This is a genomic window from Nocardia sp. NPDC056064 (genome assembly GCF_042266925.1).
In the GTDB taxonomy this organism is placed as follows: Bacteria; Actinomycetota; Actinomycetes; order Mycobacteriales; family Mycobacteriaceae; genus Nocardia.
In genome coordinates, this window is record NZ_JBHJWO010000002.1 from 184239 (window position 1) to 198286 (window position 14048).

The 14048-nt window shown below is 70.0% G+C and carries 13 protein-coding genes; 3 read left to right on the forward strand and 10 right to left on the reverse strand.

Translation table 11 applies throughout. The features are described 5' to 3' along the window. Positions 1 to 19: 19 nt before the first annotated feature. The 8 genes from era to hrcA all read right to left on the reverse strand — a co-directional run bounded on the left by era (position 20) and on the right by hrcA (position 7538). Positions 20 to 925, reverse strand: a complete 906-nt coding sequence (gene era / locus ACFC06_RS24715) for a GTPase Era (RefSeq protein ID WP_375936268.1) — start codon at positions 923 to 925, stop codon at positions 20 to 22. Beyond that, entirely contained in the window at positions 918 to 1253 is a 336-nt protein-coding gene (locus ACFC06_RS24720; protein ID WP_375936271.1) for a cytidine deaminase, read from the reverse strand. Before ACFC06_RS24720 ends, era begins: the two co-directional genes overlap by 8 nt. Continuing rightward, a complete protein-coding gene (locus tag ACFC06_RS24725; RefSeq protein WP_375936274.1) occupies positions 1246 to 2610 on the reverse strand; it encodes a hemolysin family protein in 1365 nt (454 codons plus the stop codon). Before ACFC06_RS24725 ends, ACFC06_RS24720 begins: the two co-directional genes overlap by 8 nt. Next, entirely contained in the window at positions 2607 to 3161 is a 555-nt protein-coding gene (gene ybeY / locus ACFC06_RS24730) for an rRNA maturation RNase YbeY (RefSeq protein WP_375936277.1), read from the reverse strand. Before ybeY ends, ACFC06_RS24725 begins: the two co-directional genes overlap by 4 nt. A 64-nt stretch (positions 3162 to 3225) precedes the next feature. Continuing rightward, positions 3226 to 4287, reverse strand: coding sequence for a PhoH family protein (locus tag ACFC06_RS24735; protein WP_375937308.1), 1062 nt, complete (start codon positions 4285 to 4287; stop codon positions 3226 to 3228). 187 nt (positions 4288 to 4474) lie between these two features. Further along, the gene (locus ACFC06_RS24740; protein WP_375936280.1) at positions 4475 to 5215 is read right to left on the reverse strand and encodes a 16S rRNA (uracil(1498)-N(3))-methyltransferase; all 741 of its coding nucleotides are present in this window, start codon (positions 5213 to 5215) and stop codon (positions 4475 to 4477) included. A 4-nt stretch (positions 5216 to 5219) separates the two neighbouring features. Then, positions 5220 to 6374: a molecular chaperone DnaJ gene (dnaJ, locus tag ACFC06_RS24745; RefSeq protein ID WP_278262768.1), complete on the reverse strand. Its 1155-nt coding sequence runs from the start codon at positions 6372 to 6374 to the stop codon at positions 5220 to 5222. A gap of 129 nt (positions 6375 to 6503) precedes the next feature. Beyond that, positions 6504 to 7538 (reverse strand): heat-inducible transcriptional repressor HrcA, encoded by a 1035-nt coding sequence (gene hrcA / locus ACFC06_RS24750; protein ID WP_278262769.1) that lies wholly within the window; start codon positions 7536 to 7538, stop codon positions 6504 to 6506. Between the two features lie 334 nt (positions 7539 to 7872). On the opposite strand from hrcA, the gene ACFC06_RS24755 reads away from it, so the two are divergent. Together ACFC06_RS24755 and ACFC06_RS24760 are read left to right on the forward strand one after the other, a co-directional pair. Further along, entirely contained in the window at positions 7873 to 8256 is a 384-nt protein-coding gene (locus tag ACFC06_RS24755) for a hypothetical protein (RefSeq protein ID WP_375936284.1), read from the forward strand. Beyond that, the gene (locus ACFC06_RS24760; protein WP_375936287.1) at positions 8253 to 9917 is read left to right on the forward strand and encodes a hypothetical protein; all 1665 of its coding nucleotides are present in this window, start codon (positions 8253 to 8255) and stop codon (positions 9915 to 9917) included. The genes ACFC06_RS24755 and ACFC06_RS24760 overlap by 4 nt, the downstream gene beginning before the upstream one ends. Positions 9918 to 9965: 48 nt before the next feature. On the opposite strand, the gene ACFC06_RS24765 is transcribed toward ACFC06_RS24760, so the two are convergent. Beyond that, the gene (locus ACFC06_RS24765; protein WP_189033064.1) at positions 9966 to 10190 is read right to left on the reverse strand and encodes a hypothetical protein; all 225 of its coding nucleotides are present in this window, start codon (positions 10188 to 10190) and stop codon (positions 9966 to 9968) included. 364 nt (positions 10191 to 10554) lie between these two features. Next, entirely contained in the window at positions 10555 to 11775 is a 1221-nt protein-coding gene (gene hemW / locus ACFC06_RS24770; RefSeq protein ID WP_375936290.1) for a radical SAM family heme chaperone HemW, read from the reverse strand. Between the two features lie 485 nt (positions 11776 to 12260). Here hemW and ACFC06_RS24775 point away from each other — a divergent pair, with 485 nt between their 5' ends. After that, positions 12261 to 14042: a nitrite/sulfite reductase gene (locus ACFC06_RS24775; RefSeq protein WP_375936293.1), complete on the forward strand. Its 1782-nt coding sequence runs from the start codon at positions 12261 to 12263 to the stop codon at positions 14040 to 14042. Positions 14043 to 14048 lie beyond the last annotated feature (6 nt).

A 14048-nucleotide genomic window follows, 5' to 3' on the forward strand; every position in this document is an offset into this window, starting at 1 on the left:
ACGACCGGCCGTCAAACGGTCAAAAGCCCAGCTTCCCCAGCTGTTTCGGGTCGCGCTGCCAGTCCTTGGCCACCTTCACGTGCAGGTTCAGGTAGATCCGCGTGCCGAGAATGTGCTCGATCTGCTTGCGGGCGTTGGTGCCCACCTCTTTCAGGCGCGCACCGTTCTTGCCGATGATGATCGCCTTCTGGCTGGGCCGTTCGACATACAGCAGGGCATGCACCTCGAGCATGTCCTCGTTGGCCTCATACGGCTGGATCTCCTCGATGACCACGGCCAGCGAGTGCGGCAGCTCGTCGCGCACACCTTCCAGCGCGGCCTCGCGGATCAGCTCGGCCATGAGGGTTTCCTCGGGCTCGTCGGTGATCTCGCCGTCCGGGTAGAACGCCGGGCCCTCGGGCATCTGCGCGGCGATCACGTCGACGAGCACCTCGACCTGCTCACCCTTGACCGCCGACACCGGCACCACCTCGGCCTCGGGACCGAGCAGCTGCGAGACCGCCATCAGCTGATGGGCCACCTGGTCGCGGCCCACCTTGTCGATCTTGGTGACCACGCCGAGCACGGTGGTCTTGGGCGCCATCATCTTGATCTGCTCGACGATCCAGCGGTCGCCGGGGCCGATCTTCTCGTCGGCCGGGATGCACAGCGCGATCACGTCGACCTCGGAGTAGGTGTCGCGCACCAGGTCGTTGAGGCGCTGGCCGAGCAGCGTGCGCGGGCGGTGCAGGCCGGGGGTGTCGACCAGGATCAACTGGGCGTGCTCGCGGTGCACGATGCCACGGATGGTGTGGCGGGTGGTCTGCGGGCGCGAGGAGGTGATCGCGATCTTGGTGCCGACCAGGGCGTTGGTCAGCGTCGACTTGCCGGTGTTCGGGCGGCCGACGAAACAGACGAAGCCGGAACGGAATTCCTTGTCAGCCACCGTGCACCTCGCTCAGCACCGCACCGGTGCGATCGGTCCGGATGACCGAGGCCGCGGGCGAGACCTCGCGTACTGCCTCGATGCCCGCGTCGTCGGCGGCGCCGCCGACCACCACGGCCGCCTCGAAGCCTTCCGCGCCGCTCGAGATCGCGGCGGCCACGGCGGCCTGCAGGGCGGTCAGCGTCAGCGCGGACAGCGCGACCTCGCCCGCGGCGTAGGTGCGGCCGTCGGTGTCGCGCACCGCGGCACCGCTCGCGCCGCCGGTGCGGCCCAGCGCGCCCCGCGCCAGTACCAGCAGTTTGTTGTCCTCGGCGTCGAGTTCACTCATGGTTTTCTCCGTTGTCGTCGGACGCGGCCACGCGCACCGGATCGGTGTCGGCGCTCGCCTCGTCGGTGGTGCCCTTGCGGGACTTGTCGTTCTTCTTGGCCGGATCGGACGCGCGGCGCACCAGCACCGTGTTCACCCGCATCCGGCCGCGCGCGTCGGCGCCGCCCTCGCCGCGCAGCACCAGCCCGTGCACAGCCACTTTCGATCCCGGCAGCGGCACGCGGCCCAGCTCGTGGGCGAGCAGCCCGCCGACGGTGTCGACGTCCTCGTCCTCGATCTCTAGCCCGTAGAGCTCGCCGAGATCCTCCACCGACAGCCGGGCCGAGACGCGATAGCGCCCCTCCCCCAGGTCCTCCACGGGCGGGGTCTCGTCGGTGTCGTACTCGTCGGCGATCTCCCCGACGATCTCCTCGAGCACGTCCTCGATGGTGACCAGGCCCGCGATGCCGCCGTACTCGTCGACCAGCACGGCCATGTGGTTGCGGCGGCGCTGCATCTCGTCGAGCAGTTCGTCGAGCGGCTTGGAATCGGGCACGAACACCGCCGGGCGCATCACCTCGCGCACCGTCACCTTGCGGCTGCGGTCGGCGTAGGGAACCAGGTCCTTGAGGTAGACCACGCCGAGCACGTCGTCGACGTTCTCGCCGATCACCGGGATACGGGAGTGCCCGGACCGCACCGCCAGCGACATCGCCTGGGCGGCGGTCTTGTCGTCCTCGATCCACACCATCTCGGTGCGCGGCACCATCACCGCGCGCGCGGCGGTGTCGCCGAGTTCGAAGACCGACTGGATCATCCGGCGTTCGTCGTCGGCCACCACACCGCGCTCGCGGGCCATGTCGACGACTTCGCGCAGCTCGATCTCGGAGGCGAACGGCCCGTTGCGGAAGCCCTTACCGGGCGTGATCGCATTGCCGAGCAGGATCAGCAGCCTGCTCACCGGCCCGAGCACCGCGCCGATCAGCTGCACCGGCACCGCCGCGGCCAGCGCGATCGAATACGCGTGCTGACGACCCAGTGTGCGTGGCCCGACCCCGATCACCACATACGACACCACCACCATCACCGCGGCGGTGATCAGCAGCGCCAGGCTCTCCGACCAGATGTCCAGGGTGGCCGCGACCAGCAGCACGGTGGCGGTGATCTCGCACAGGATGCGCAGCAGCACCATGAGATTGACGTAGCGCGGGCGGTCGTCGACGATCTTGCGCAGCCGCGCGGCACCGGGCCGGTCCTCGCGGACCATATCGTCGAGCCGGGCCCGCGACACCGTGTTCAGCGCCGAGTCGACCCCGGCGAAGACGCCCCCGAGCCCGATCAGCAGGATCGCCAGGACGATCAGCCACAACGAGGTCACGCGGGGCCCAGCGCGTCACCCGGCGCGGTGAAGCCCGCCTTGCCGAGCAGCCGCGCGTCGCGCTCGGCCAGTTCGGCGCGGCGCTGTTCCTCGCGCAGGCTCACGTACCACTCCTCGAGCAGCTGGGCCTGCAGCGCGAACATCTCCTTCTCCTCCTCCGGCTCGGCGTGGTCGTAGCCGAGCAGGTGGAGGACGCCGTGCACGGTGAGCAGTGCCAGCTCGTGGTCGAGCGAATGGCCGGCCTTCTGGGCCTGGCCCATGGCGAACTCGGGGCACAGCACGATGTCACCGAGCATGGACGGGCCGGGTTCGGGGCTGTCGGGACGACCGCCCGGCTCCAGCTCGTCCATCGGGAACGACATCACGTCGGTGGGACCGGGCAGGTCCATCCAGCGCACGTGCAGGTCGGCCATGGTGTCGAGATCGACCAGCACCATCGACAGTTCCGCGGCGGGATGCACGTCCATCCGGCCGATCACGAACCGGGCGACGCTGACCAGGTCTTCTTCGGGGATTTCCATGCCCGACTCGTTGGCGATCTCGATGCTCACCTGTTCAGGGTACGGTCTGGACCGGATGCCGCCGGGAGCGGCATCCGGTCCAGCGTGCCGCGAGTCAGCCCCGGTTGGCGCGCCCGGCCGCGCGCCGCTGCGCCCGGTTGCCCGGGTAGTGCGGGCCCGGCACCGCGCGGGTCTCGGATTCGAACCGGTCGTAGGCGTCGACGATGTCGGAGACCAGCCGGTGACGCACCACGTCGGCGCTGGTGAGCTCCGAGAAGTGGATGTCGTCGATGTCGGTGAGGATCTCTGCGGCCGCGCGCAGACCCGACCGCTGCCCGTGGGGCAGGTCGACCTGCGAGATGTCACCGGTGACGACCATCTTGGAACCGAAGCCCAGACGGGTCAGGAACATCTTCATCTGCTCGGCGGTGGTGTTCTGCGCCTCGTCGAGAATGATGAACGAGTCGTTGAGGCTGCGCCCGCGCATGTACGCCAGCGGCGCGACCTCGATGACACCGGAGGCCAGCAGCTTGGGGATGGCTTCCGGGTCCATCATGTCGTGCAGGGCGTCGTAGAGCGGCCGCAGATACGGGTCGATCTTGTCGTTGAGGGTGCCGGGCAGGAAGCCGAGCCGCTCACCGGCCTCGACCGCTGGCCTGGTCAGGATGATGCGAGTGACCTGCTTGGACTGCAGGGCCTGCACCGCCTTGGCCATGGCCAGGTAGGTCTTGCCGGTACCGGCGGGACCGATGCCGAACACGATGGTGTTGGCGTCGATCGCGTCGACGTAGCGCTTCTGGTTGAGCGTCTTGGGCCGGATGGTCTTGCCGCGCCGCGACAGGATGTCCAGGCTCAGCACCTCGGCGGGTGACTCGGACACGCCTTCGGTGAGCATGGACACGGTGTGCCGGACCGCCTCGGGGGTGATCACCCGGTTGCGGCCGGTCAGCGCCACGAGCTGCTCGATGACGCGTTCGGCCAGCGCCACGTCACCGGCTCTACCGGTGATGGTGACGGTGTTGCCGCGGACGTGGATGTCGGCCGGAAGGAGCTTCTCCAGCTGACGCAGATTCTGGTCGGCCGAGCCGAGGAAGGGGAAAACAGACTCCGGGGCGAGTTCGATGCTGGAACGCACTGTTCGCGCCGCGGGACCCGCGTTGTTTCCGCCTGCGCCGATGCCTGATACGGGGTTGGTGGGGTCGCCGATCTCGCCTGTGTTCTTCAAAAGTGGCTATAGCCTGCTTCCGGTCTCGACTGTGTGTTCGATGAACTCAGTTTAACGCGCACCACCGACACCGCCCAGCGATATAACGGCGGCATCGGCTCAACCGCGATCGACCGGTGATCGCAGGTCACAGCGGGGACTACCAGCGGGAGGTGAGGGCGCCGAGTGCGCCGAGAGCGACCGCGGCGGCGGTCGAGGTGCGCAGCACGGTGGGACCGAGCAGCACGATGTCGGCGCCCGCGTCGGCCAGTGCGGTGAGTTCGGTGTCGTCGAGGCCGCCCTCGGGACCGACGATCAGCACCACGTCCCGCGCGTCGGCCAGGGGCAGTTCGGTGAACTTGCCCGCGCCCGATTCGTGCAGCGCGGCCACGACCGCGCCGTCGGCCTTCACCTTGCGCACCAGCTCGACCAGGTCGCGGGTGCGGTGCAGCTCGGCGACGTCGGGAATGTAGGCCCGGCGCGACTGCCGCGCCGCCGACCTGGCCGCGGCGCGCCACTTCTCGATGCCCTTGGCGGCCTTGGCTTCCCAGTTGGCGACACAGCGCGCGGCCTGCCACGGCACGATCAGGTCCACGCCCGCCTCGGTCATCAGCTCGACGGCCAGCTCCGAGCGATCGGATTTGGGCAGTGCCTGCACCACGGTCACCGACGGCGTCACCGGCTCGGCGATCCGGCGCGTGCGCACCGCCAGCTCGAGCCTGCCCTTCTGGGCCGCGACGACCTCGGATTCGGCGAGCACACCGCGTCCGTCGGACAGGGTGATCGGCTCGCCGACGCCGATGCGGCGCACAGTGGCCGCATGCCTGCCCTCCGGCCCGTCCAGGACCGCGACGGACCCCGGTTCGGGCACCTCGTCGAGGTAGAAGACCGTCGCGGCCACCGGCTCAGCGTCCGCTGAAGGAGGCGCGCAGCCGGGCGAACAGGCCGCTGTTGTGCTCGGACTGCGAGGACATCACCTCGGCGCGGTCCTTCTCGCGCAGGCCCTTGAACTTGCGCAGCAGCTCGGTCTGCTTGCCGTCGAGCTTGCTCGGCACCACGATGTCGAGGTGGGCCAGCAGGTCACCGCGGGCGCCGGAGCGCAGCCGGGGCATGCCGTGCGCGCGCAGCTGGATGACCTCGCCGGGCTGGGTACCCGGGGCGATGGACAGCTCGGTGGGGCCGTCGAGGATGGTGTCGACCACCACGGTGGTGCCCAGGATGGCGTCGACCATCGGCACCCGGACGGTGCAGTGCAGGTCGTCGCCGTCGCGGACGAAGGTGTCGTGCGGCTGCTCGACGACCTCGACGTAGAGGTCACCGGCGTGGCCGCCACCGGGACCCACCTCGCCCTGCGCGGCCAGGCGCACCCGCATGCCGTTGGCCACACCGGCCGGGATCGGCGCGGCGATCTCGCGGCGGGCACGCACGCGGCCGTCGCCACCGCACTTGTGGCACGGGTCGGGGATGGTCTCGCCGGCGCCGCGGCAGGTGGGGCAGGGGCGCGAGGTGAGCACCTGGCCCAGGAACGAGCGCTGCACCGACTGCACCTCACCGGCGCCGTCGCAGGTCTCGCAGCGCACCGGCTTGGAGTTGCCGTTGGTGCCCGCGCCCTGGCAGATGTCGCAGAGGATGGCGGTGTCGACGGTCAGGTGCTTGGTCACGCCGACGGCGCACTCGGCCAGGCTCAGCCGGGTGCGGATGAGCGAGTCGGCGCCCGGCTGCACGCGGCCGCGCGGCTTGCGCGCGCCACCGCCCTGGCCGCTCATGCCGCCGAAGAACGCCTCGAAGACGTCACCGAGGCCGCCGAACCCGGCGCCGCTGAATCCCGCACCGCCGCCGCCGTTTTCGAGCGGGTCACCGCCCAGATCGACGATCCGGCGCTTCTCCGGGTCGGTGAGCACCTCGTACGCGGTGGAGACTTCCTTGAACTTGGCCTGGGCGGCCTCGTCCGGGTTCACGTCGGGGTGCAGTTCGCGGGCCAGCTTGCGGTAGGCGCGCTTGAGCTCCTGGTCGGTGGCGTTCTTGCCGACGCCGAGCAGTCCGTAGTAATCCCGTGCCACTTGAGTTCTCTAGTCCTTGGTCGCTGTGGTCCAGCCGAGCGCGGCGCGCTCCTTTAGTCGAATCCACTCAACTTTACCGGCCGAAGTATCGACCTTAACAGTGCGGGTGACGCGCTCGCCGTCCCGCGGTCACCTTTCGGCGAGCACCTCGCCGATGTAGCGGGCCACCGTCGCCACCGAGGCCATGGTGCCCGGATAGTCCATCCTGGTCGGGCCCAGCACGCCCATGCCGCCGAGCACCGCGCCCGCCGCGCCGTAGCCGGTGGAGACCACCGAGGTGCCCCGCATCTCCTCGACCTTGGTCTCCTCGCCGATCTGCACCATCACCTGGCCGGGCTGCTGTGCGGCGGCGAGCAGTTTGAGCACGATGACCTGCTCCTCGAGCGCCTCGAGCACGGTGCGCAGCGAGCCGGGGAAACCGAAATCGGCCACATTGCGGGTGAGGTTGGCGGTACCGCCGAGCACCAGCCGCTCCTCCGGATGCTCCACCAGGGTCTCCACCAGCACCGTGGAGACACGGACCAGCACGTCGCGGATCTTGGCCGGTGCGCGTTCGGGCAGCCCGGCCACCGAGGCGCTGGCCACCGAGAGCAGCTTGCCGTCCATGGCACCGCCGAGCAGGCCGCGCACCGCGGCCAGGTCGTCGTCGGAGATGACGGCGCCGAGATCGACGATGCGCTGGTCGACGCGGCCCGTGTCGGTGATCACCACCAGCAGCAGCCGGGCCGGGTTCAGCGCGACGACCTCGATGTGGCGCACCGTCGAGGCCGAGACCGTGGGGTACTGCACGACAGCGACCTGCCTGGTCAGCTGGGCCAGCAGGCGCACGCCGCGACGCAGGACGTCGTCGAGGTCGACGCCGGATTCCAGGAACTCCATGATCGCCCGGCGTTCGGCGCCCGAGAGCGGCTTGACCTCGGCGATCCGGTCCACGAACTCGCGGTATCCCTTGTCGGTGGGGATGCGGCCGGAGCTGGTGTGCGGCTGGGTGATGTAGCCCTCGGCCTCGAGGACCGCCATGTCGTTGCGGATGGTGGCGCTGGATACGCCCAGGTGATGCCGTTCCACGAGCGACTTGGAGCCGATCGGTTCCTTGGTGGCGACGTAATCCGCGACGATCGCTCGCAGGACCTCGAAACGCCGATCTTCGGTGCTCGACGCCATCGACCCCACCTCCTCGCTCGTGCCGGGTACGTCATGCGTCCACATGCGTGCTGTGTTCGCCGCACAGACTCGCACGCCGACGCTCGGAGCGTCTCGTTGTCCAGTCTAATTGTCTCCGCGCGAATCGAGAGAGCACGCCGGGCGCGGCCGTGCCGACCACGGGCCGCCTCCCACGCGGCGGCCGATTCCACTCTTCGAGTTCTCCACAGGGCCGAGTTGTCCACAGGCGCGGGTCAGGGCCTTGCCGACAGCGCCGGATCAGCCGTACTTTCGACCTCGATCGGGTGTTCTACCAGCGGTTTTCATGCTCTGCGACAGACGGGGAGGGACTGTGATGAGGCAGATCGAGGCGCGTGCGGTTCAGGAATCGGTGCGGGTACAGCCCGCGGAGTTCGCCGGAATCGACCATGCGTGTACGGAATTCCTGCGGGTGCTCGCCCAGGCAGCCACGCTCGCCACGGAGATCGGCGAACAGACGAGCTGGGGCCTGGGCGAGACCGAGGCCCGGCTCCGCTCCGGCCCCGCCCTGGTGGCGCGATTGCGGGCCAAGGCCGCCGGTCCGGGCAACAGCGCCGGTGCCGTGCTCGCCGAGCATGCCCGGATCGTCGAAGGCATCCGCCAGTCGCATCGGACCGCCCACGACCGGCTGGTCGAGGCGGACAGCGAATGGGGCGACCAGCTGCGTGCCGTGGCAACTCCTGCCGGGTCCGTCCGATGAAAAACCATGAGCCACCCGGTATTCCAGGCGGTGGGGAGAACGCCCAGGCCTGGCGCCACGACGAGATCGCCACGGCCTTCGCCGGACTGGACGTGACGGCCGCGCACGCGCAGGCCGACAGGTTCGCGCTGCTGGCACTGTGTTTCGCCGACGGACTCCTGGCCTTCGAACGTGCCATCGGCGTGGCCGCGGAATCGGCCTGGTCCGGTGCGGGTGCCTCCGCCGCCGCACAAGCGGTCACGGCGTATATACGGCAGGCCAGTGAACTCGTTGCGGCACTGGACGAACTCCCCGCGGTCGTGCGCGCCGCCGCGGAGGCGGTCGTGTCGACCAAGTACGCGATTCCGGCGGTCGTGTCCGATGCCGGGGAACCGGCATGGGCGGCAGGGCGCCCCGAACCCAACCGTGCGGCGTCGGCGGCCCAGGACGAGGCACGAACGGCCATGCACGACCGCTACGTGGTGCCCTTCGGCGAGCTGTCGGGCCGGATTCCCGTGCTGCCCACACCGACTCGGCCGAACCCCGGCGAGCCCGCCGTTCCGCGTTCGAACGACCACCTTTTCGCGAACGGACGACCGCGTGACGCCGAGCTCTACCGGGATACGTCCGCAGACACCGAGTCGAAGACGAAGGCGGATTCGAAACCCGGCGATGTTGCCTCGACGGACTCCTCCGCTGGAGGCGTTGCCGATGTCGCGCGATCCGGAACAACCGATGCCGATTCCAGACCGGACATATCGGCGATGTCGTCTCCGGAGCCAAACGCACCGGAGGAATCCGCCGCCACGGTCACGGCTGGCGCGACCACCGACGACCCGACCACCGCTGCCACAACAACCGAAGGTTCGACCGGCTCCACGGCCACCGACGGCCCGACCACCGGCTCCCCGACCAACGCCAGCGCCGCCACCAGCGGAGCGGCCAACACCGGCGCGGCCACCAGCGGAGCGGCCACCAGCGGAGCGCCGCCGGACAGGAACGCGGTGGCCGCGCCCGCGTCGGCAGCCGCCACCGGCGGGGTGGCCGGGAATCCGGCCGTCGCCTCCACCGGGTACAGCGCCTCGGGCGCTCTGACTTCCGGTCCGTTCACAGGCGGGCTGCCAGCGGGTTCCGGCGGCTGGGCGACGGGTGCGGGGTCGGTGAGCGGTTGGTCCGCGGCGGCGCCGGCGCCCGGTGACGTGGGTACCTCGATTGCGCGGGGCGCGGCTGTCGAGGGACGTCCGGCGTACCTGGGCTACGGCGTCCGTCAGGGTGGGGACGGCGGCGAGGCGACGGCCACGGCATCGGGGGCGGGTGGGCGGCCGGGGGTGAGTCCCCGGGTGGAGCTGCCGGGGCAGCCTGCGCCGGGGCAGCCCGCACCGGTTCGGCTCGGGGCCGGGCAGAGTGTGGCGGGCACGGTGATCGGCGGAGAAACTCCGTCGGGGTCCGCGGGGCCGCGGGCGGGTGATCGGCATGTCCACTGCCCGCTCGGTGCGGGCGCGGCGGTGGCGCCGGGGGACGACGGTGAGCGCCGGGTGCCGGAGTATCTGGTCACCCGGGGGAATACCGAGGCGCTGCTGGGGACGCCGCGGCCCGCGATCGCCGGTGGGGTGATCGGAGGCGACGCGGCGCCGGACGAGCAGCAGCAGGCCGCGACTCGGGACCGGCTGTCGTGCCGGTGAGTCGACGGGTCGAGCGGCGGCCACCCGGTGCGGGTGGCCGCGGTGGAGTCAGCTGCGGGCGGCCGACGAGGCAGCGCCCACCTGCTTGCCCGCGAGGGCATCCAGGCCGAGCATCGCCAAGAGTGACACGCAGTCTTCGGCGTCGTTCGAATGCGAGGCGACCGTCCGCGCGGCGACCGCGCATTGACGAGCGTTCTCCGCCTTCTCGGCAGAGCGCGCTTCCGCGAATTCGCTCTGCTCGTGGACGAGGGTGATGTGCCGTTCGGTGGACATTTAGCTCCCTAGGATCGACCCGAAGCCTACGCCCCCAATCGTTATCTTCGGCCCCGAACCCATCGATCCGCGCACTCGGCGACCCCGGTGCGCGATCCCACCGGTGAGGTGTGCATCACCTGCGCTCATAGCGCTGACCGGGCGATCATCGATGTCGCCCGCGTCACTGAAAGATCCCGGAATTCCGGTCACGAATCGGTGTCAAGCGTCCTGTGTCCGGGGCCCCGGCGGCGGTCGTGACGACCGATCCCGGCCACCTTCTCCAACGATTCGGCAACGGCGAAAGGAGAACCCGATGAACGATCGTCGACCCGGCGCCGGCGGGCAGGAGTCATCCGCGACCGGAATACCGGTTCGTCGCCGATCAGACCAGCAGGTCACGGACCACACCGTCGGCGAGCAGCCGGCCGCGATCGGTGAGGACCAGGTGGTCGTCGGCGATCTCGGCGAGGCCGTCGGCGAGGATGCGGTCGAGCGCGCGGTGGGCCGTCGGCGCGAGGCCGGCCAGCGGCAGGCCGGTGCGGAGACGGACGGTGAGCATGAGGTGTTCGGTGTAGCGCTCGTCGTCGGTGAGCGCCTCCCAGCCCGCGGCGGGCAGTCCACCGAGGCCGACCCGGTCGGCGTAGCGGGCGGGATGCTTGACGTTCCACCAGCGGACCCCGCCGACATGGCTGTGGGCACCGGGCCCCGCACCGAGCCAGTCGCCGCCATCCCAGTAGCCGAGGTTGTGACGGCACCGGGCGGCGTCGTTCGCCGCCCAGTTGGAGACCTCGTACCAGGACAGTCCGGCCGCGGCCAGGCGGGCGTCGATGCGCTCGTAGCGGGCGGCGAGGACGTCCTCGTCCGGCGCGGGCAACTCGCCGCGACGGACCTTGCGCGCCAGGGCGGTGCCGTCCTCGACGATCAGCGAGTAGGCCGAGACATGGTCGACACCGGCGGCGAGCACGGCATCGAGGCTCGCGTCGAGGTCGGCGTCGGACTCCCCCGGCGTGCCGTAGATGAGGTCGATGTTGACGTGCTCGAACCCGGCCGCCCTGGCCTCCTTCGCGGCGGCGACCGCGCGGCCGGGCGTGTGGGTCCGGTCCAGGATCTTCAGCACGTGCTGCGCCGCGGACTGCATGCCCAGCGATATCCGGGTGTAGCCGGCCTCGCGCAGACGGGCGAAGAATTCCGGCGACGTGGACTCCGGATTGGATTCGGTGGTCACCTCGGCATCGGCGGCCAGGGTGAAGTTCGCGCGGACCGCGTCGAGAACCGCGGCCAGCCCGTCGCCGCCGAGCAGCGAGGGCGTCCCGCCGCCGACGAAGATCGTCGACACCTCCGGCGTCGCGCTCGGCAGCCCGGCGAACTCGGTCGCGGCGGTCGCGAGCTCACCGCGCAGGGCCTCGAGCCAGGACTGCGGCGAGGCCGAGGTCCCCAGCTCCCCCGCCGTATAGGTGTTGAAGTCGCAGTATCCGCAGCGCGTCGCGCAGAACGGCACGTGCACGTAGACACCGAACGCGCCGCCGCCGAAGTCGCGCAGCACCGGCCGATCGGTATCGGCCGGTGTCACGCCGGATACCCCGGTGGCAGCGCTGGAAGTCACCACTCCAGTCTGCCCGGCCCCGACGGCCGTTCCCGCACGGGCCCTCGGCCGTTGCGAGCGTCGTCACCGCGCCGCACCCGGGCACCGTGGCGCTGTGCCCTGGCGCACAGGAGGGGGCTCGGGCGAATCAGAGGTCGCTTCCGAAGGGCGAACTATGACCCCCATCACAGAACAGGACGGCCGTCCAGGGAATTTCCCTCGAAAGTGCGGGAAATATCTCCTTGCGGTCGGAACGACCCGGCTGACATGGCACAATAGGCACATGCACGCATCTGGAGTACGACTCGTGGCCCGTCGCCACGTCGACTTCCAGCGCGTCTGCAGCGCCTGTTGTCGGCCCGGTTTCCCCCGGTAGCGCAGCGGCGTCCACGCCCGGGTATCCCCCGGTGCCTTCGACTTTCATCGGCCCGCTGACCACCTGACGCGAGCCAGCCCCTCGCGCCTTCAGCACGGATGTACCACCCACCCCGCAGGAGCGACCCCACATGACGTCGAGCACCGACGCCGCTGCGACCGAGCAGCCGACGCAGGCCCGTCCCGAGCGCGAGCGCCGCGTCCGCCCCGACCGGTCCAACGGTGACGCCCCGGTGGCGCCGCGCGCCCGTACCGGCAAGCCCGTGCGCCGCCGCTCCGAAGGCCAGTGGGCCCTCGGCTACCGCGAGCCGCTCAACCCGAACGAGCAGTCCAAGAAGGACGACAACCCGCTCAACGTCCGCGCGCGCATCGAGAACATCTACGCCAAGGGCGGCTTCGATTCGATCGACAAGGCCGACCTGCGTGGCCGCTTCCGCTGGTGGGGTCTCTACACCCAGCGCGAAGAGGGCTACGACGGCACCTGGACCGACGACGACAACATCGACCTGCTCGAGGCCAAGTACTTCATGATGCGGGTGCGCTGCGACGGCGGCGCGCTCAATGTGGCCCAGCTGCGCACCGTCGGCGGCATCTCCACCGAGTTCGGCCGCGACACCGCCGACCTGTCCGACCGCGAGAACGTCCAGTACCACTGGATCGAGGTCGAGAACGTCCCGGAAATCTGGCGGCGACTCGAGTCGGTCGGCCTGCACACCACCGAGGCGTGCGGCGACTGCCCGCGTGTCATCCTCGGCTCGCCGCTGGCGGGCGAGTCGCTCGACGAGATCATCGACCCGACCCCGGCCGTGGACGAGATCGTCAAGCGCTACATCGGGAAGAAGGAGTACTCCAACCTTCCCCGCAAGTTCAAGACCGCCATCTCGGGCCAGCAGGACGTGGTGCACGAGATCAACGACGTCGCCTTCATCGGCGTGAACCACCCCGAGCACGGGCCGGGCCTCGACCTCTGGGTCGGTGGCGGCCTGTCCACCAATCCGATGCTGGCCCAGCGGGTCGGCGCGTGGATTCCGCTCGACGAGGTGCCCGATGTGTGGGAGGGCGTGGTCTCGGTGTTCCGGGACTACGGCTACCGCCGGCTGCGCACCAAGGCCCGCCTGAAGTTCCTGATCAAGGACTGGGGCATCGAGAAGTTCCGCCAGGTGCTCGAGGACGAGTACCTGAAGCGCAAGCTGATCGACGGCCCCGCGCCCGAGCAGCCGGACAAGCCGATCGATCACGTCGGCGTGCAGAAGCTGCGCAACGGCCTCAACGCCGTGGGCTTCTCCCCCATCGCGGGCCGCGTCTCGGGCACCATCCTGAGCAAGGTCGCCGACGCCGCCGAGAAGTACGGTTCGGATCGCATCCGCTTCACCCCCTACCAGAAGCTGATCATCCTCGACATCGCCGACGACCAGGTCGACGCGCTGATCGACGAGCTGGAACCGCTGGGCCTGCAGGCCCGTCCGTCGATCTGGCGGCGAAACCTGCTCGCGTGCAGTGGCATCGAGTTCTGCAAGCTCTCCTTCGTCGAGACCCGCAAGCGCTCGCAGGTGCTGGCGCCGGAGCTCGAGCAGCGCCTGGCCGACATCAACGCCCAGCTCGACGTGCCGATCACCATCAACATCAACGGCTGCCCGAACTCGTGCGGCCGCTCCCAGATCGCCGACATCGGCTTCAAGGGTCAGCTCGTCGACGACGGCAGCGGGAATCAGGTCGAGGGCTTCCAGGTTCACCTGGGTGGCAGCCTCGGCCTGGATTCCGGATTCGGCCGCAAGCTGCGTCAGCACAAGGTCACCAGCGTGGAGCTCGGCGACTACATCGAACGCGTCGTGCGCAATTTCGTGAAGAACCGGGAAGCCGGCGAACGCTTCGCGGTGTGGGCCGTGCGTGCCGATGAGGCCGACCTCCGATAGGCGATG

Bases quoted from the DNA above. Each gene is read 5' to 3' on its own strand.
- ACFC06_RS24720 (WP_375936271.1), bottom strand. From the start codon at position 1,253: ATGAGTGAACTCGACGCCGAGGACAACAAACTGCTGGTACTGGCGCGG.
- hrcA (WP_278262769.1), bottom strand. From the start codon at position 7,538: ATGGCGTCGAGCACCGAAGATCGGCGTTTCGAGGTCCTGCGAGCGATC.
- ACFC06_RS24755 (WP_375936284.1), top strand. From the start codon at position 7,873: ATGAGGCAGATCGAGGCGCGTGCGGTTCAGGAATCGGTGCGGGTACAG.
- ACFC06_RS24760 (WP_375936287.1), top strand. From the start codon at position 8,253: ATGAAAAACCATGAGCCACCCGGTATTCCAGGCGGTGGGGAGAACGCC.
- ACFC06_RS24765 (WP_189033064.1), bottom strand. From the start codon at position 10,190: ATGTCCACCGAACGGCACATCACCCTCGTCCACGAGCAGAGCGAATTC.
- ACFC06_RS24775 (WP_375936293.1), top strand. From the start codon at position 12,261: ATGACGTCGAGCACCGACGCCGCTGCGACCGAGCAGCCGACGCAGGCC.